Origin of the sequence: Rhodanobacter sp. C03, assembly GCF_002001175.1 — a bacterium.
Lineage (GTDB): Bacteria > Pseudomonadota > Gammaproteobacteria > Xanthomonadales > Rhodanobacteraceae > Rhodanobacter.
This window is the reverse complement of sequence record NZ_MUNT01000012.1, coordinates 24828-43237: the sequence shown is the minus strand read 5'-3', so window position 1 is coordinate 43237 and position 18410 is coordinate 24828. Positions and strand designations below refer to the sequence as shown.

Genomic DNA, 18410 nt, shown 5'->3' with positions numbered 1-18410 from the left:
TTCCCTGGCGGCCATAGCGGCGTGGTACCACCTGATCCCATCCCGAACTCAGAAGTGAAACGCGCATGCGCCGATGGTAGTGTGGCTTTGCCATGCAAGAGTAGGTCACCGCCAGGGGCTTTATCCCAAAAACCTCCACCCGAAACGGTGGGGGTTTTTTCTTTGCGCGCTTCATGATGGCGATGTCGCGGCTTGTTGGTAACCTTCGGTTTCGGCTCAGATAGAACTCGAAGCGAGTGGTGATCCTTGGAAAAGCATTACATCCTGGCGATTGATCAAGGCACAACCAGCTCGCGTGCGATGCTGTTCGATCGTGCTGGTGGGGTTGTTGGGTCGGCTCAGCGCGAATTCCGTCAGATCTTCCCGCAGCCGGGCTGGGTGGAACACGATCCGCACGAAATCCTCGCAAGTGTGCGGACGACGGTATCTGAAGTGCTTGTATCAGCGCAGGTCGACGCCAGTGCGCTTGCCGGTATCGGCATCACCAACCAGCGCGAAACGACAGTGGTCTGGGATCGCCATACCGGCCAGCCTGTCCATAACGCGATTGTGTGGCAATCGCGACAGAGTCTGGCGATATGCGAACGGCTCGAGGCTGACGGCTATGCGTCATTGGTGCGTGAGAAGACCGGGCTGCTGATCGATGCGTATTTCTCCGGCAGCAAGGTCCGCTGGATTCTCGATCATGTCGATGGCGCCCGCGCCCGCGCGGAACGGGGTGACCTGCTGTTCGGCACGATCGATACCTGGCTGATCTGGAATCTCACGGGCGGCAAGCTGCATGTCACCGATGTCAGCAATGCCGCGCGTACGCTGCTGTACGACATCCACGCACGCTGCTGGGACGACGAATTGCTGCGCATGCTGGATATTCCGCGCAGCATGTTGCCGCAGGTGCGTTCCTGCAGTGAGGTATATGGGCATACCGCAGCTACGCATGGCTTTCCGGCCGGCGTGCCGATCAGCGGTGTCGCCGGCGATCAGCAGGCGGCGCTGTTCGGGCAGGCCTGCTTCGAGCCGGGCATGGCGAAGAATACCTACGGTACCGGCTGTTTCATGCTGATGCATACCGGTGTCGTGGCGGTGCCATCACGGCACGGCCTGCTTACCACGATCGCCTGGGAACTGGACGGCACTGTCGAATACGCCCTGGAAGGCAGCATCTTCGTCGCCGGCTCGGTGGTGCAGTGGTTGCGCGATGCCCTGCGCATGCTGGAGCACGCCAGTGATTCGCAGGCATGCGCGGAAAGCATCCCGTCCAGCGAAGGCGTGTATCTGGTGCCGGCCTTCGTTGGCCTGGGGGCACCCTACTGGCGCAGCGATGTGCGTGGTGCGATGTTCGGTTTGTCGCGTGGCACCAGGAAGGAACATGTGGTGCGCGCCGCACTCGAGTCGATGGCCTACCAGTCGCGCGACGTATTGGCGGCGATGGAGGCCGATGCCGGCATTCCGCTGAAGGAATTACGCGCCGATGGTGGGGCGATCGCCAATGATTTCATGGCTCAATTCCAGAGCGACATGCTCGGTGTGCCGGTGCTGCGGCCGCGAGTGACCGAAACCACGGCGCTGGGTGCTGCCTATCTGGCGGGACTGGCGGTGGGATTCTGGAAGAGTCGAACGCAGATTGCGGAACTATGGCAAATGGATCGGCGCTTTCAGCCGGAGATGGATGAGCCAACCCGAGAGCGCCTGTATCGCGGCTGGCAGGATGCGGTGAACGCCACCATCGGCTTTCGCGTGAGTTGATACGAACGAGGCTCCCGCGTAATGCGGGAGCCTCGCGGTGAAATCGTCGCGGGTGTGGCGATCAATCCAGCGCGTAGCCGAACTGTTCGAGGAACTCCGCGGCAAACTCGGCGTAGTTGAAACGCTGGTTCTGAGTGCCAGGGTGCTCCACTTTAAGCGCGCCCATCAGCGAGGCCATGCGGCCCACCGTCGGCCAGTCCTTGCCGCGCATGATGCCGAAGATCAGGCCTGCGCGGTAAGCGTCGCCGCAACCGGTGGGATCGACGACCTGGCGTTCGCGTGCAGGCGGAATGTCGTGCGTTTCGCTGCCGGCGTAGATGATCGAGCCGCGGGGTCCCTGGGTCACGATGTAGGCCTTCACCTGCGCTGCGATCTCGGCTGCGCTCCAACCAGTACGGGTCTGCAGCAGCTGTGATTCGTAGTCGTTGACGATCACATAGGTCGACTTGGTGATCATCGAGCGGAATTCATCGCCATTGAACAATGGCATCGCCTGGCCCGGATCGAAGATGAACGGAACACCGCGTGCGGCGAATTCATCGACGTGCTGCAGCATCGCCTCGCGACCATCGGGAGCGACGATCGCAAAGTCGACCTGCGGAATGTCGCGCACGTGGTTTTCCTGTGCGCTGGACATCGCTCCGGGGTGGAAGGCGGTAATCTGGTTGTTGTCCAGGTCGGTGGTGATGAAGCACTGCGGGGTGAACTGGTCGTCGAATTCGCGCACACAGTCGAGCCGGATGCCGCATTGCTCAAGATGCTTGCGATACGGCGCGAAATCCTGACCCACCGCAGCCACCGGCAGCGGATCGCCGCCGAGCAGCTTGAGGTTGTAGGCGATATTGCCAGCGCAGCCGCCGAACTCGCGGCGCATCCGCGGCACCAGGAACGACACGTTCAGGATGTGCATCTGATCAGGCAGGATGTGATTCTTGAACTGATCCTGGAACACCATGATGGTGTCGTAGGCCAGCGATCCGCAGATGACGGCAGACATGATGTGCGGGAGCCCCCGGGCAAGTGTGAGAGGCCGCGGCAGCTGCGATCGGCCGTACGCCGAACCGGAAGCCCCGGCCAAAGGGTGGAATCGTACCGTCATCTGCCTGCCTTGGCGAATTTTTGCATCGACGTCGGGTTCGTTCGCGGCGCTGGAAAACGCACTTATCGCTGTGTTGTAGAAGGCTTTCTTAACGTTATTGTCCTTGCGCATGCGTGCCGCGCTGACTAGACTGGCGAGCTTACTTTTTAGCCAAGCCGAGCCACGGCGGACCCATGTTCAAGAAGTTTCGCGGGATCTTTTCCAACGACATCTCCATCGACCTCGGCACGGCCAATACGCTGATCTATGTGCGTGGCCAGGGCATCGTCCTGAACGAGCCGTCGGTGGTGGCGATTCGTCAGGATCGAGGTCCCGGTGGCCCGCGCACGATTGCGGCGGTCGGTGGCGACGCCAAGCGCATGCTCGGTCGCACGCCGGGCAATATCGCCACGGTGCGGCCGATGAAGGACGGCGTGATCGCCGACTTCACCATGACCGAGGCCATGCTGCAGCACTTCATCAAGCAGGTGCACAAGTCGCGTTTCCTGCGGCCGAGCCCGCGCGTGCTGGTCTGCGTGCCGTGCGGTTCGACCCAGGTCGAGCGCCGCGCGATCAAGGAATCGGCCGAGGGTGCCGGTGCGCGTGACGTGTTCCTGATCGAGGAGCCGATGGCCGCCGCGATCGGTGCCGGCATTCCGGTGCACGAGGCGCGTGGTGCGATGGTGCTCGACATCGGTGGCGGTACGTCCGAAGTCGCGGTGATCTCGCTCAACGGCATCGTCTACTCGCAGTCGGTCCGCGTGGGCGGCGATCGCTTCGACGAGGCGATCATCAACTACGTGCGTCGCAACCACGGTACCCTGATCGGCGAGTCCACGGCGGAGCGGATCAAGCTGGAGATCGGTTGCGCGTTCCCGCAGGCGAACGTGAAGGAGATCGAGATCTCCGGCCGCAACCTCGCCGAAGGCGTGCCGCGCATGTTCACGATCAACTCCAACGAAATCCTCGAAGCGCTGCACGAGCCGCTCGCCGGCATCGTGGCGGCGGTCAAGTCGGCGCTGGAGCAAACCCCGCCGGAACTGTGCTCCGACGTCGCCGAGCGCGGCATCGTGCTCACGGGCGGTGGTGCGCTGCTGCGTGATCTGGATCGCCTGATCTCGGAGGAGACCGGCCTGCACGTACAGGTGGCGGATGATCCGCTGACCTGTGTGGCGCGTGGTGGTGGCAAGGCGCTGGAGCTGATCGATCAGCACGGCAGCGATTTCTTCGCACCAGAGTAAGACCGGACCATGGCGCGCGCGCGCGATGAGTCCTCGCCGTTGTTCGCCGGCAATGCGGCCGGCACGCTGCGACTGATTTTCTATCTTGCACTCGCCGTGGTGCTGATGGTGCTCGACCAGCGCAATGGCTGGTTGTGGCGGCTGCGCTATGGCGCGGCGGCGGTGATCGAGCCGGTGTACCGGCTCGCCGGCCTGCCGGCGATCGGCGTACGCAGCATGAGCGTGGCATTTGCCGATCGCCAGCACCTTACCGAGCAGAACCAGCGCTTGCGCGAGGATCTCCTGCTGGCCAACGCGAAGTTGAACCGGATGTCCGCGGTGGCCGAACAGAATCAGCGCCTGAAGGAATTGCTCGATACCCAGCACAGCCTCGAGTTGAACGTGCAACTGGCACGGGTCATCGGCGTGGACATGGGCGCGTACCGCTATCAGCTGACGCTGAACGTGGGTGCGCGTGACGGCGTCAAGCCGGGCCAGCCGGTGATCGATGCGCATGGCGTGATGGGACAGGTGAAGGAAGTACTGCCGACCACATCGGTGGTGATGCTGGTGACCGATCCGGCACATGCGATTCCGGTGGTGATCGAACGTTCCGGCCTGCGCACCGTGGCCTACGGCTCGCGCGATGGCCAGCTGACCTTGCCGAGTATTCCTCTCGCGGCCGACGTGCGTGTCGGCGATCGCCTGCTGACCTCCGGCCTCGGTGGGCGTTTCCCGCCGGGCTTTCCGGTGGGCGAGGTTCGATCGGTGGCGCCCGCAGACACCGGCATGTTCCAGGTCGCGCAGGCGCAACCGGCGGCGGATATCGATCGCAGCGAGGACGTGCTGCTGCTGCACGACCAGGCTGAACCGGACGGGCCGCCAGCACCGGTGAAGCCGATGGGACCGCCCGCTGAGCTGACGCCGGGCACGGCCACGCCAGTCACGCCGTCGGGCAAGCCCGGCGCAGCTTCTGTCACCAAGCCGTCGGCACCGGCGCCAGCCACGACCAGCGGGGTACCGCGATGAACCGGCAGCGCCTGAGTTTGTGGTGGTTCATCGGCACGCTGGCGTTTGCGCTGCTGTCGATGCTGGTGCCGCTGCCCGGCGTGCTGGAGCCGTTCAAGCCGTACTGGCCGGCATTGTTCCTGCTGTACTGGTCGCTGGAATCGGAGGATCGGGTTTCGCTGGGGCTGGCTTTCGCGATCGGCCTGGTCGCGGATCTGTTGAATGGCGTAGTGCTCGGTGAACAGGCTCTGCGGTTATGCGCACTGGTCTTCATCGCACTGCGCTTTCGCTCGCGACTGCGTTTTTTCCCGATGTGGCAGCAGACCCTCGCAGTACTGGCGTTGCTGTTGAACGACCGCATCCTGCTGCTGATCGTGCGCGTACTGGCAGGTGCCTCGCTGCCGCCGGCGAGCTGGTGGATTTCGCCGTTTGTCGGCGCCGCGCTGTGGCCGTTCCTGTTCCTGCTGCTTGACGATCTGCGCATGCGTCTGCGGATTCAATAAGACATGAACCAGTGACATGAGGATCCGGCGATCGATCAAGGACACCCGTGGCGAAAGCGCCTTGTTTCGGCGTCGTGCGCTGGCGGGTTTCGTGCTGATCCTGATCGGGCTTTGTGTGCTGGTCGGTCGCTTCCAGTTTCTGCAGGTGACGCGTCACAGCGAGTTCGCCATCCGCTCGACCAACAACAGTGTCAAGCCGCGGGTGATTCCACCGGCGCGCGGCTTGATCTATGACCGCAACGGCGTGCTGCTTGCTGACAACGTTCCGGCGTTCCGGCTCGACGTGATACCCGACAAGATCAACGACATGCCGGCCCTGCTGACCGAGCTTGGCATGGTGGTACCGTTGGGTCAGGACGACCTGGATGCGTTCAGGAAGCAGCTCCAGCAAAGTCGGCGCTTCGACAGCGTGCCGTTGAAGATGCGTCTGACCGAGGACGAGATCGACCGTTTCGCGGTGAACCGCTGGCGTTTCCCCGGTGTGGACGTGGTGCCGTACCTGACCCGGCGCTATCCACTGGGTGCGCTGTTTGCGCATGTGGTGGGCTATGTCAGTCGCATTGATGCCGATGACCTCGATCGGCTCGATCCGGTGCGTTACAAGGGCACCAGTCATGTCGGCCGCACCGGAATCGAGCGATCCTACGAGGATGTATTGCACGGTACGCCGGGCTACGAACTGGACGAGGTCAATGCGGATGGGCGCATCCAGCAGGTGCTGGAAACGCATGCGCCGATACCTGGCAGGAATCTGTATCTGAGCATCGACGCGCGCATCCAGAAGGCCACCGAGGCAGCGTTCGACGGTCGGCCTGGCGCTGCGGTGGCGATCGACCCGCGCAATGGCCAGGTGCTGGCGATGGTCAGCGTGCCCACGTTCGATCCGAACCTGTTCGTCAATGGCATCAGCCAGGCCGATTACACCGGACTGACCAACGACCCGGCCAAGCCGCTGGTCAACCGCGCGCTGAAAGGTGTCTATCCGCCCGGCTCGACGGTGAAACCGCTGCTCGCGCTGGGTGGACTCGAATATGGTGTACGCCGTCCCGGAGATACGGTGCTGTCCACAGGTCAGTTCTGCCTGCCCGGACACGGCGGCAGCAACTCGACGGGACGGGGAGGTTGTTACCGCGACGATACCCGTGGCGGCGACGGCACGGTGAACATGGTGCGCGCGATCGAGAAGTCGACCAACACCTATTTTTACAAACTGGCGCTCGATCTGGGCATCGATCGGCTGAGCGCCTGGATGAGCCGTTTCAGTTTCGGCGGCAAGACCGGTATCGACCTGCTCGGTGAATCCGAAGGTGTACTGCCCTCGCGCGAGTGGAAGGCCAAGCACAGCAAATTTGGCTGGTTCCCCGGCGAAACCGTGATTGCCGGTATCGGCCAAGGTTATTGGGCGGTGACTCCGTTGCAGCTCGGTCATGCCGTGGCCACCCTGGCCGGGCACGGCGTGCCCTACCAGCCGCGGCTGGTGATGGCCACCAAGGCCGTTGCCGAAGCACAACCGCAGCCACTGGCCAACCCGCCCACCGGTCCATCCTTGATCAGCAAGGCTTCCGACTGGGACGTGATCAACGAAGGCATGCGGGCGGTGATCACCGGCGGTACCGGCAAGGGGCTGAATGACGGCTTCCCGTATCTGATCGCCGGCAAGAGTGGTACCGCCGAGCGTTTCTCGCGTACGTCGCAGGCGTACAACACCAACAAGAACCTCGCCTATCTGGCGGCGCGCCATCGTGCATGGTTCGAGGCCTACACTCCGGCGGACGATCCGCAGATTGCCGCTGCTGTCGTCCTCGAAGCGGGAGCATGGGGCGCGCAGGATGCCGGACCGATCGTGCGCAAGATTTTCGACGCGTGGGTGGTGTTTGCCAAGGGTGGGCCGCCGCCGGTGGATGTGCCGTTGCCCAAGCCGGCGGCGCCACCGGGCAATCAAGCGGCTCCTGATGAAGCGGCTCCAGCCGAAGACGTTCCGGCAAACGCATCCAGCAGCGACCCGGCAAGCGCATCCAGCAGCGACGACGGGGCGACACCATGATCGAGACCATCCATGCCCGCCTCCATCGCTTCCTGCGCCGCACCCTGACCCGACCGCGGATCGATCTGCCGCTGGCTCTCGGCCTGTTCGCACTGGCCACGGTGGGTCTGATCACGCTCTACAGCGCCGGCGGTGACAACATGAACCTGGTCGGCGGCCAGGCTGGCCGCTTCGTGCTGGGTGGCGTGCTGCTGTTGCTGATCTCGCGTATTCCACCCTCGACGTTGCGCAGTTGGACACCCTGGCTGTATGTCGGCAGTACCGCGTTGCTGGTGGTGGTGGCGATACTCGGCGAAGGGCGTGGTGCCAATCGCTGGTTGAACCTGGGCGTGATGCGCTTTCAGCCGTCCGAACTGCTCAAGCTGACGATGCCGATGATGGTTGCCTGGTACCTGCATCCGCGCCAGCTGCCGCCAAGCTGGAAGGACATGGCCGTCGTCGGCCTGTTGATAGCGATCCCGGCTGCGCTGATCGCCAAGCAACCGGATCTGGGCACGGCCTTGCTGGTGACGGCTGCCGGTGCGTTCGCACTGTTTCTGTCCGGCATGGCATGGTGGCGCATCGGCCTGCTGATCGGTGCGGTCGGCGGCATGATTCCGGTCGGCTGGCATTTCCTGCACCAGTACCAGCGTGATCGTGTGCTGACCCTGCTCAACCCGGAATCCGATCCGCTCGGCAACGGCTGGCACATCATCCAGTCGCAGATCGCGGTGGGCTCCGGCGGCATGTTCGGCAAGGGCTGGCAGCACAGCACGCAATCGCGGCTGGATTTCCTGCCCGAGCACACTACCGACTTCATCTTCGCGGTGTTCTCCGAAGAGTTCGGCCTGATCGGCGTGATCGGGATCATGCTGCTGTACGCCTTCATCATCGGCCGCTGCCTGTGGATCGCGATGGAGGCGCGCGATACCTACTCGCGTCTGCTCGCCGGTGCGATCGGCATGAGTTTCTTCGTCTACGTATTCGTCAACGGCGGCATGGTCGCCGGCATGCTGCCGGTGGTCGGCGTGCCGATGCCGATGATCAGTTACGGCGGCACCTCGGCGGTATCGCTGCTGGTCGGCTTCGGCGTGCTGATGTCGATCCATGCCAATCGCAAGATGCACGACTGAAAGCGCTGCCATCCAGCGGTCTGCGGATGACCTGCTGCAGGACAGGCTTGCCGAGGCGTGCATGTTAGGCTTTCGACGAAGCCGCCACTACTGCCAGCGAAGCCTATTCATGACCGTCATTCCCGCGCTACGCCCGGTCCGTTTTCTTGCCGTCTTGAGTCTGTTCTGGATGGGTACGGTGGCCCCGGCACTGGCGGCTACGCATCCCGGACAAGACGAACTGGTACGTGAGGTGGCGCGCGATACCGGCAAGAGCCCGCAGGCGCTGAATGCATTGCTCGATGGCGCGAAGAGGCAGCAGAGCATCCTCGATGCGATAAGCCGTCCGGCCGAGGGCAAGCCGTGGAAGGATTACCGGCCGATCTTCCTGACCGACCAGCGCATCGATGGCGGCATCGCGTTCTACCGCGCGCATCGCGCGTTGCTGGAACAGATCGGGCGCCAGTACGGCGTGGCGCCGGAATATCTGGTGGCGATCGTCGGCGTGGAAACCAGCTACGGCGGCAACACCGGCAAGTACATGGTACTAGACGCGCTGGTCACGCTGGGCCTGTACTACCCGCCGCGCGCCACGTTCTTTCGCAGCGAGCTGAAGACGCTGCTGGAGCTGCCCGACAACCATCTGGCCGGCCCGCTCGATACGCTTACCGGCTCCTACGCCGGCGCGCAGGGTTGGGGTCAGTTCATGCCGTCGAGCATCCGCGATTACGGCGTGGACGCGGATGGCGACGGCCATATCGACATGAGGAACTCGCTGCCGGACATCCTGGCCAGTGTCGCCAACTATTTCACGAAGCATGGCTGGATCAACGGCGGTCCGGTGGCGGCGCGGGCGCAACCGGACGGGGCACAGAAGCCGCTCACGGTGAAGGACGCCAAACCGCAATGGTCGCTGGAACAGCTTGAGGCGTGGGGCTACGCCCCGTTGCAGGCGCTGAATCCGGGGCAGCCGAGCAGCCTGCAGACGCTCGAGGGCGTGAACGGGCCGGAGTACTGGTTCACCTTCCAGAATTTCTACGTGATCACCACCTACAACCGCAGTCCGCTGTACGCGATGGCGGTCAACCAGCTGGCGCAGGCGATCATCGCAGGGGTGCACCAAGCGGATCAGGCCCGATGAAACGCTGCGGATGGGTGGCGGCGATGCTGTTGGCCGCGGTGCTGCTGGCCGGGTGCAGCGGGGCGAAGCCGCGGCCCGCGCATGGCATATCGCGCAACAATAGCCGCACAGCGTCGGCGCCGGCGAGTGCCGGCAGCGTTCCGTTCAGCGACGACATCAGCAAATCCCAGGGCAGCCGTTATCGCGACAACAGCGACAGCGTGCCGGGCGGCCCACCACCGGATCTCAGCAAGCTGGTCGAGCCGGTGCCGAAGATCGAGCCGCGTTCGCTGTACGGCAACAAGTCGCCGTATTCCGTGCTTGGGCAGACTTACAAAGTGCTGCCCAGCGCGCGTGGCTACGACGAGCGCGGCATCGCCTCGTTCTATGGCAACAAGTTCCACGGCTACAAGACCTCCAGCCTCGAAACCTACGACATGTATGCGTTTACCGCGGCCAGCAAGACCTTGCCGTTGCCCAGCTATGCGCGGGTCACCAACTTGCAGAACGGCAAGAGTGTGATCGTGCGGGTGAACGACCGTGGCCCGTTTCATGAAGATCGTGTGATCGATCTGTCCTACGCGGCGGCGGTGAAGATCGGTATCTGGCCCAAGGGCACCGGGCTGGTCGAGGTGCGCGGTATCGATCCCGGCGAGCCGGCGTCGGAACTGCCGCCAGCGGCTGTGGTCACAAGCGCACACCCGGGAATCTACCTGCAGGTCGGTGCGTTTTCCGATGCTGACAATGCCGAGAAGGTGGCCCAGCGTCTGCGTCAGGCCGGGCTGGGTACGGTGCAGGTGTCCGATGCCGAAATCAACGGCCAGCACGTGCGCCGGGTGCGCGTCGGGCCACTGGCGGATGTGAACAGCGCCGATCAGGTCAGCGCCCGGATCGAGGGCATGGGTCTGCCTCGGCCGCAGGTCGCGGTAGACTGAGCGGGTTTGTTCGAACACTGACACCTTGCCGGCACCTGCCGCGTCGGCATCCAAGACTGGATTGAAGACCACGATGAATTTTTTCCGCCGCACCCTGATTCCGTTCGCTGCTGCTGCCCTGCTGTTCGGTATTGCCGTCGCCCAGACGGCGCCGCCGCATCCTGCGCCGGTGCCCCGGCCCGTGGTGCCTGACGCGCCGGTACCACCGCCGCCGGATGTCGATGGCAAGGCCTGGGTATTGATGGATTACGCCACTGGCCAGATCCTCGCCAGCAAGGAGCCGGATCTGCGCGTGGAGCCGGCCTCGATCACCAAGATCATGACCGACTACGTCGTCTCCGCCGAAGTCGCCAACGGCAAGGTCCACATGACCGATCCGGTCACCATCAGCGAGAACGCGTGGCGCGGGGGCGGCGCGGGTACCGACGGTTCCACCAGCTTCCTCAAGCTCAACAGTCAGGTGCCGCTGAAGGATCTGTTGTACGGCCTGATCATCCAGTCCGGCAACGACGCCGCGATCGCACTGGCCGAGCACACCGCCGGTTCCGAGTCGGCCTTCGCCGGCCTGATGAATGCCTATGCCAAACAACTCGGCATGGTCAACTCGAACTTCGAGAATGCCTCCGGCTACCCGATCGCCAACCACTACACCACCGCGCACGACATCGCGATCCTGTCGCGCGCGCTGATCCACGATTTCCCCGAGGACTACGCGATCTCCGCGATCAAGCAGTTCGAATGGAATGGCATCAAGCAGGGCAACCGCAATACGCTGCTGTGGCGCGATCCGAGCGTGGACGGCATCAAGACCGGCCACACCGCGGCGGCCGGCTTCTGTCTGGCGGCCTCGGCCAAGCAGGGCGAGTCGCGCATGATCGCGATCGTGATGGGCGCCAGCAGCGAGAAGGCACGCGCCGACTCGGCGATGGCCTTGCTCAACTACGGTTTCCGTTTCTACGAGACGCACAAGCTGTATGACGCCAGCAAGCCGCTGGCCACGCCGCGGTTGTGGAAGGGTACGACGAACCAGTTGCCGATCGGCGTCGCCGAGGACGTGCAGGTCACCGTCAAGCGCGGCGATTACGACAAGCTCAAGGCCGACATGGATATTCCGGCCACCCTGATCGCGCCGTTCAGCAAGGGCCAGCAGGTCGGGACGCTGCGCGTTTCGCTGGACGGCCAGCCGGTGCAGACGGTGCCGCTGGTTGCGCTGAACGATGCGCCGCAGGGCGGTTTCTTCTCGCGCCTGTGGGACAGCATCATGCTGTGGTTCCACAGCAGCAAGAGCAACAGTGAACCGGCTCCGAGTGCAAAATAATGCAACCGATCGACTTCACGAAAGCGAAGCAGGACGGGAAGGGTTTCCAGTTTCCCGGTGAGTTCGAGATCACCGCGGTCGGCAATGCCAGCGCGAACCTGCCGACCCACGTGCCGCAGTTGCTGGAGCGCGCCGGCCTGCGGGTGTTGCACGAAAGCGTGCGGCACCGGCATTCCGGTGCCGGCAATTTCGTCTCGGTGACGGTGAGCTTCCATTGCGACAACCGCGAGCAGTACGAGGCGGCCCACGACGCACTGCGTGCCAGCCCGGATGTGCGTTACACGATGTAAATCTCCGCCCGGTAGGAGCGCACCTTGTGCGCGATGCTCTTCGCATCCATAAACATCAGAGCATCGCGCACAAGGTGCGCTCCTACTGGCTCCCTCCCAAGGTTCCACCATGTCGTTGCCGTTGAAAATCCGTCGCCTTGGCCGCCAGCCGTACGAGCCGGTGTGGCGGGCGATGAGTGCGTTCACCGACAACCGAACGGCAGATACGGTCGACGAGCTGTGGCTGCTGGAACACGATCCAGTGTTCACGCTGGGCCAGGCTGGCAAGATGGAGCACGTGCTGGCGGCCGGCGATATTCCGGTGGTGCCGGTCGATCGCGGTGGCCAGGTCACCTATCACGGCCCTGGCCAGATCGTCGGCTATCCATTGATCGACCTGCGCCGCGCCGGAGTGAGCGTGCGCGAGCTGGTCCACAAGATCGAGCAGTCGATCATCGATACGCTGGCGCACTGGCAGATCGTGGCGGCCCGGCGCGAAGGCGCCCCCGGCGTGTATGTGGCCGAGGCCAAGGTGGCCGCGCTGGGACTGCGTGTGCGCCGCGGTTGCAGTTTTCACGGCCTCGCCCTCGACGTGAACATGGACCTGGAGCCGTTTCACCGCATCAACCCTTGCGGCTACAAGGGTTTGGCGGTCACGCAAATGGTAGACTTGGGCGGTCCGTCGCAATTGGCCGCGGTCGAGGACGTACTGGCGGAGCAGTTCTGCTGCCAGTTCGGCTTTGTCGCCGAGCCAGCTGCCCCTGTCTTGCCCGAACTCCCCGCTCGCGAGGCGGTCTGAGCTGTCTACATGAGCGAAATTTCCACTTCTTCCGCCAAGGTCATCCCGATCACCGTCGTCAGCGGTGCGCCTGCGGGTGAAAAACAGGTCGGCAACGACAAGATCGCGCTGAACCGTGCCGGTTTCGACAGCGCGGTACCGACGCTGCGCAAGCCGAGCTGGATCCGCGTGCGGTTGCCGCAGGGCAATGCCGTGCAGCAGCTGAAGGCGCGCCTGCGCGAGAACGCGCTGGTCACCGTGTGCGAGGAAGCGTCCTGCCCAAACATCCACGAGTGCTTCAGCAAGGGCACCGCGACGTTCATGATCCTCGGCGAGGTGTGCACGCGCCGCTGCTCGTTCTGCGACGTGGCGCATGGACGTCCATCCGCACCCGACCCGCTGGAGCCGGCACGGCTTGCCGAGACGATCCGCGACATGCGCCTGCGCTATGTGGTGATCACCTCGGTCGATCGCGACGACCTGCGCGACGGCGGCGCCGAGCACTTCGCTGCTTGTATCCGCGCGACCCGCCATGCGAGTCCGAACATCCGGATCGAGATCCTCACGCCGGACTTCCGCGGCAAGGGCCGCATGGAGCGCGCGCTGGAAGTGCTGAAGGACTTCCCGCCGGACGTGTTCAACCACAATCTGGAAACCGTGCCGCACCTGTACCGCGAAGTGCGTCCGGGCGCCGACTATCAGTGGTCGCTGGACCTGCTCAAGCGCTTCAAGGCGCAGCATCCGGAGGTGCCGACCAAGTCCGGCATCATGCTGGGTCTGGGCGAAACCTGGGATCAGGTGATCGAGACGATGGGCGATTTACGCGCGCATGACGTCGAGATGATCACCATTGGCCAGTACCTGCAGCCCACGCCGCACCATCACCCGGTGGTGCGCTACTGGACTCCCGAAGAATTCGAGGCATTGCGCGAAGCCGGTGAGGCGATGGGCTTCCATCACGTCGCCTCCGGTCCGCTGGTGCGTTCGTCCTATCACGCCGACCTGCAGGCGCATGCCGCGGGCGTCACCGAGTCAGTCTGAGAACCCCCATGAAATTTCGTCCCGCGCTGGTCTTGCTGCTTGCCTTCACTGCCACCTGTGTCATCGCACAGTCGGCGGCCGACCTCGGTGCCGGCAACGGCAGTCGCAAGGCGGCCAGCTGGCCGCTCAAGCCCACCGCCACCGAGGCGCAGGCCGCGCAGCTGTCGGCGCGCTTCCTGACCCGCTTCCACTATGACGCGCAGCCGCTCGACGATGCGATGTCGGCGCGCATCTACAACGCCTACTTCAAGTTGCTGGATGGCGAGAAGGTGTTCTTCACCCAGGCCGACATGGCGAAGTTCGCGCCGCTGAAGACCCAGCTCGATGACGCGATCTGGAATCAGGACCTGTCCGCGCCGTTCTCGATCTTCAACCTGTACGTGCAGCGCGCCGTCGAGCGCATGGGCTATGCGCGTGGCCTGCTCAAGCAGGGCTTCGATTTCTCCACCGACCAGAGCTATACGTTCGACCGCAAGAATGTCGACTGGCCGAAGGATCAGGCGGCGCTGGACACCTTGTGGCGCCAGCGTACGATGAACGACTGGATGCGCCTGAAGCTGGCCGGCAAGGACGATGCGGAGATCCGCAAGACGCTGGACAAGCGTTACGCCGGCTACATCGACCGCGTGAAGCAGCTCGACAGCGAGGACGCGTTCCAGACGTTCATGACCGCGTATGCCGAAACCACCGACCCGCATACCGATTACCTCGGGCCGCGCGCAGCGGAGAACTTCGACATCGCGATGAAGCTGTCGCTGGAAGGCATCGGTGCGGTGCTGCAGGCACGCGACGACTACACCCAGATCCGCGAGCTGGTACCGGCTGGCCCGGCCAACAAGTCGGGCAAGGTCCATGTCGGCGATCGCGTCGTGGGCGTCGGCCAGGGCAACAATCCGATCGTCGACGTGATCGGCTGGCGCCTGGATGACGTGGTCAACCTGATCCGCGGCAAGAAGGACACCACCGTAAAGCTGGAGATCATTCCGGCCGACGCCGGTGTGGACGGCAAGCACGAGATCGTCAGCCTGGTGCGCCAGAAGGTCAGCATCGAGGAACAGGCAGCGAAGAAAAAGATTGTCGATATCAAGGACGGTGATGTCACCCGCAAGATCGGTGTGATCGAACTGCCCACGTTCTATTCCGACTTCGGTGCGCGCAGCGAAGGCGACAAGGACTTCAAGAGCGCCACCCGCGACGTCGCCAAGCTGCTCGGCGAGCTGAAGACGGCTGGCGTGCAGGGCGTGATCGTGGATCTGCGCAACAACGGCGGCGGCTCGCTGGCCGAGGCCAATGCGATGACCGGGTTGTTCATCGATACCGGCCCGGTGGTGCAGGTGCGCGATTCCAAGGGTCACGTCGAGGTACAGGGCGACGACGATCCCGGCATGGCGTGGAGCGGCCCGCTGGCGGTGCTGGTCAACCGCGGCTCGGCTTCGGCTTCGGAGATCTTCGCCGCGGCGATCCAGGACTACCATCGCGGCCTGATCGTCGGCGAGCCGACGTTCGGCAAGGGCACCGTGCAGAACCTGGTCGACCTCGACCGCTTCGCCAGCGGCGACAGCGAGAAGCCGCAGTTCGGCGAGCTGAAGATGACCATCCAGGAGTTCTTCCGGATCAATGGCGGCTCGACCCAGCTGAAGGGCGTGACGCCGGATATCGCATTCCCGAAGAACGGCGACGACAAGGACTTCGGCGAGTCCACCTACGACAACGCGCTGAAGTGGACGCAGATCGCGCCGGCCAATTACCAGCCGGTGGCCAATCTCAATGCCTACCTGCCACAGTTGCAGCAGCTGCACGATGCACGTGTGGCGCAGTCGCCGGCATGGAAGCTGATGCTCGACGAGCTGGCGCAATACAAGATCATGCGCGACAAGACCTCGATCTCGCTGAACTACGTCACCCGCGAAGCCGAGCGCAAGCAGCAGGATGCGCTGCAGACCGAGTTCCGCAACCGGCACAAGGCGATCGACGGTACCGACGCGGTGCTGAGCGACGACGACAATGCGCTCGACGACGGCCTCGATGCGAACGAGCGCAGCCTGAAGAGCGAACTCAAGCAGGAGAAGGACGCGAAGAAGGCGAAGGACGTGGAGCTCAACGAGACCGCGCACATCCTGTACGACGCGGTCGGCATGATCAAGGTCGACCCGAAGCTGGCGGCCGAAGTGCTGCCGTATGGCGGCAAGTTCAGCGTCGCCACAGTCGCGGACAAGGCGGCTCCTGTGGCGGCGCCGACGGCTGCGCACTGAGTCAGCGCTGCGCAGACTCGGCAAAAGGCAGCGCTTCGGCGCTGCCTTTTTTATGCGCCGCCTTTTATTCGGTGTAACCGAGGCGGTCGATCAATGGACGCAGGATGGGCAGCACGGGCTCGAAGTGTTCCCGGTAGGCATGCCAGCGGTTGACTGCCTTGCGGTTGATGCCCTGGGTGACCTGGGCATAGCTGGGCGTGCTGATGAATCGCTTGCCTTGCGCGTGTTCGGTGAAGCGCGCCATCGGCGCGGCATCTGCGACTTCGAGAAACTGCGCCAGGCGTGCGACGTGATCGTCGAACTGGCTGACGACGGATTCGTAGCGCCACTCCAGGACGTGGGGTGCAAACACCTCGATATGCCCGTACCACTGCTCGAAAGCCCGCACGTAACCGTGCGCCAGACGCTGCAGCGACGAACACAGCACCATGAAGGCCGGTGAGCGGAACGACTGCATGTAACAGCTGAGCAGCACGTCGCACGGATGGCGCAGGCACAGGATGATGCGCGCCTGCGGAAACAGCCGCATGATCATCGGCAGACACGACATGTTGAGCGGATTCTTGTCGACCAGCCGACGCTGACCGAGATCGGGCACGATCTGTGCGACCCGGCGGAAGTAGACAGCACGCAGTTGATCCGCTTCGCTCGCAGTGAGGTTCGCCAGGTCGTCGGGATAGTGCTGGCCGGCCATTTCCATGCCCTCGATCAGGTCATGGATGAAGGCGCGTTCGTCCATCGAGCGGAAATCGGGGTGCGCATCCAGCATCTGCTCCAGCAGCGTCGTGCCAGAGCGCGGAAAGCCGACCACGAAAACCGGCTGGTGCCGATCGGCCAAAACGGGCAACGGTTTCCAGCCCTGGTAGGCCGTGTGATCAACCTGGTGACTGGCCATCTGCAAGGGCTCGCTGTCCGGTTGCATCAGCTCCGGTACGATGCCTTGCGCAATATTCAGCTGTGCGGCGTGGGCGGTCTGCAACGCCGGCCATACCTCGTCGTGTTGACCCATCCGGCTGCTGGCTGCAGCCAGGCCGAAGGCGGCGCTGGCGCGGTGCTGGTCATCCAGGGCCTGTGCAAGCATTCGACGATAGAGCGCAGCGGCTGCGGCGTAGTCGGCGTCGCGCATGGCCAGTGCAGCATGTGCGCTCCAGCCTTCGGCGCGGGCCTCGTCGTCCACCGGCAGCTGGTCGAGAACCTCCAGTGGCAACTGCTGCAGCTCCCGGCGTACGCGATCGAGCTGGTTGCTGCGCTCGTATAGCGCCGAGCGCTGGGCGGCGATGCGCAGCCGCATGCTTCCGGCTGCCGGTCCATCGGGTAGCTGTGCCCGGGCCAGTGTGCCGAGCGCGATTTCAAGTTCGCCCTGTGCGGACAACATCGCGGCAAGGGTCAGTGCCTGTTCGCCCGACTGGGCCGGCCAATCGGCGGCGCCGGCCAGCATGGCCTGCTGACCATCGTTGTCGCCACCGACGTAGCAGGCGTGTGCGGCCTGCAGGCGGGCTTCGATAAACTGCGGCGACAGACGTACCGCATCCATCAGTGCCTGCCTGGCCAGCACCCAATGCCGTTGCTGCAGATGCAGCAGGCCGAGGTTGTAGTGCAGCTCGGCATCGTCCGGCGCCAACGAGAGCGCCGTCAGGAACGCGTGCTCGGCCCCCGCCATGTCACCGTCCTGGCGGCAGGCGAGCCCGAGATTGTTCCAGTATGCGGACACCTGCGGCCGCATGCGCGTCAGCGACACGAACGCGCTTGCGGCCTGCCGGTAGCGCGCGCAGGCGTACTGGGCGAGACCCAGCCATAGCAGGGCTGGTTCGTCCGTTTCAGCCGCGCCTTCGCCGAGGACGATGACTCGCTCCATGTCGCCAGCGTCGTAGGCGCTGCTCATCGCCTCGACGAGGCTGTGGTTGGGTGCGGGCATGCCTTTCCGATCGGTTGTCTGCTGGTCTTCATTATGCAAGAGGGGTCGCGAGAATATCTCGCGACCCCTCTGGGTTGCCGTGGAACTTTACA

Annotated in this window: 15 protein-coding genes and 1 rRNA gene; 14 read left to right on the top strand and 2 right to left on the bottom strand. The window is 64.0% G+C overall.

Annotated elements, in window-relative coordinates; genetic code table 11:
* Nucleotides 1-3: 3 nt before the first annotated feature.
* Nucleotides 4-117, top strand: a 5S ribosomal RNA gene (rrf, locus tag B0E48_RS16350).
* Between the two features lie 129 nt (nucleotides 118-246).
* Nucleotides 247-1746, top strand: a complete 1500-nt coding sequence (gene glpK, locus B0E48_RS16345; RefSeq protein WP_077519225.1) for a glycerol kinase GlpK — start codon at nucleotides 247-249, stop codon at nucleotides 1744-1746.
* 61 nt (nucleotides 1747-1807) lie between these two features.
* Here the strand turns inward: glpK and B0E48_RS16340 are convergent, their stop codons facing one another.
* Nucleotides 1808-2743 carry a carbohydrate kinase family protein gene (locus tag B0E48_RS16340; protein WP_077519224.1) on the bottom strand — a complete coding sequence of 312 codons (936 nt, stop codon included), beginning with the start codon at nucleotides 2741-2743 and terminating at the stop codon, nucleotides 1808-1810.
* Between the two features lie 275 nt (nucleotides 2744-3018).
* Here B0E48_RS16340 and B0E48_RS16335 point away from each other — a divergent pair, with 275 nt between their 5' ends.
* From B0E48_RS16335 to B0E48_RS16280, 12 genes are all read left to right on the top strand, one after another.
* Nucleotides 3019-4065, top strand: a complete 1047-nt coding sequence (locus B0E48_RS16335; protein WP_077519223.1) for a rod shape-determining protein — start codon at nucleotides 3019-3021, stop codon at nucleotides 4063-4065.
* Between the two features lie 9 nt (nucleotides 4066-4074).
* Nucleotides 4075-5073 (top strand): rod shape-determining protein MreC, encoded by a 999-nt coding sequence (mreC, locus tag B0E48_RS16330; protein ID WP_077519222.1) that lies wholly within the window; start codon nucleotides 4075-4077, stop codon nucleotides 5071-5073.
* Nucleotides 5070-5555 carry a rod shape-determining protein MreD gene (gene mreD / locus B0E48_RS16325; RefSeq protein ID WP_077519221.1) on the top strand — a complete coding sequence of 162 codons (486 nt, stop codon included), beginning with the start codon at nucleotides 5070-5072 and terminating at the stop codon, nucleotides 5553-5555. Before mreC ends, mreD begins: the two co-directional genes overlap by 4 nt.
* A 16-nt stretch (nucleotides 5556-5571) precedes the next feature.
* Nucleotides 5572-7599 (top strand): penicillin-binding protein 2, encoded by a 2028-nt coding sequence (gene mrdA, locus B0E48_RS16320; RefSeq protein ID WP_077519220.1) that lies wholly within the window; start codon nucleotides 5572-5574, stop codon nucleotides 7597-7599.
* On the top strand, nucleotides 7596-8711 hold the full coding sequence (rodA, locus tag B0E48_RS16315) for a rod shape-determining protein RodA (protein ID WP_077519219.1): 1116 nt from the start codon (nucleotides 7596-7598) through the stop codon (nucleotides 8709-8711). Before mrdA ends, rodA begins: the two co-directional genes overlap by 4 nt.
* 109 nt (nucleotides 8712-8820) lie before the next feature.
* Complete coding sequence (gene mltB / locus B0E48_RS16310; RefSeq protein WP_077519218.1) at nucleotides 8821-9831, top strand: lytic murein transglycosylase B; 1011 nt, start codon at nucleotides 8821-8823, stop codon at nucleotides 9829-9831.
* Nucleotides 9828-10745, top strand: coding sequence for a septal ring lytic transglycosylase RlpA family protein (locus tag B0E48_RS16305; RefSeq protein ID WP_077519217.1), 918 nt, complete (start codon nucleotides 9828-9830; stop codon nucleotides 10743-10745). Before mltB ends, B0E48_RS16305 begins: the two co-directional genes overlap by 4 nt.
* 73 nt (nucleotides 10746-10818) lie before the next feature.
* Nucleotides 10819-12063 (top strand): D-alanyl-D-alanine carboxypeptidase family protein, encoded by a 1245-nt coding sequence (locus tag B0E48_RS16300; RefSeq protein ID WP_077519216.1) that lies wholly within the window; start codon nucleotides 10819-10821, stop codon nucleotides 12061-12063.
* Complete coding sequence (locus B0E48_RS16295; protein WP_077519215.1) at nucleotides 12063-12353, top strand: DUF493 family protein; 291 nt, start codon at nucleotides 12063-12065, stop codon at nucleotides 12351-12353. The genes B0E48_RS16300 and B0E48_RS16295 overlap by 1 nt, the downstream gene beginning before the upstream one ends.
* A 109-nt stretch (nucleotides 12354-12462) precedes the next feature.
* A complete protein-coding gene (gene lipB / locus B0E48_RS16290; protein ID WP_077519214.1) occupies nucleotides 12463-13131 on the top strand; it encodes a lipoyl(octanoyl) transferase LipB in 669 nt (222 codons plus the stop codon).
* A 9-nt stretch (nucleotides 13132-13140) separates the two neighbouring features.
* On the top strand, nucleotides 13141-14151 hold the full coding sequence (gene lipA / locus B0E48_RS16285) for a lipoyl synthase (RefSeq protein ID WP_077519213.1): 1011 nt from the start codon (nucleotides 13141-13143) through the stop codon (nucleotides 14149-14151).
* A gap of 8 nt (nucleotides 14152-14159) precedes the next feature.
* Nucleotides 14160-16403 carry a carboxy terminal-processing peptidase gene (locus tag B0E48_RS16280; RefSeq protein WP_077519212.1) on the top strand — a complete coding sequence of 748 codons (2244 nt, stop codon included), beginning with the start codon at nucleotides 14160-14162 and terminating at the stop codon, nucleotides 16401-16403.
* 64 nt (nucleotides 16404-16467) lie between these two features.
* Here the strand turns inward: B0E48_RS16280 and B0E48_RS16275 are convergent, their stop codons facing one another.
* Nucleotides 16468-18318, bottom strand: a complete 1851-nt coding sequence (locus tag B0E48_RS16275; protein ID WP_077519211.1) for a sulfotransferase — start codon at nucleotides 18316-18318, stop codon at nucleotides 16468-16470.
* Nucleotides 18319-18410: the final 92 nt, after the last annotated feature.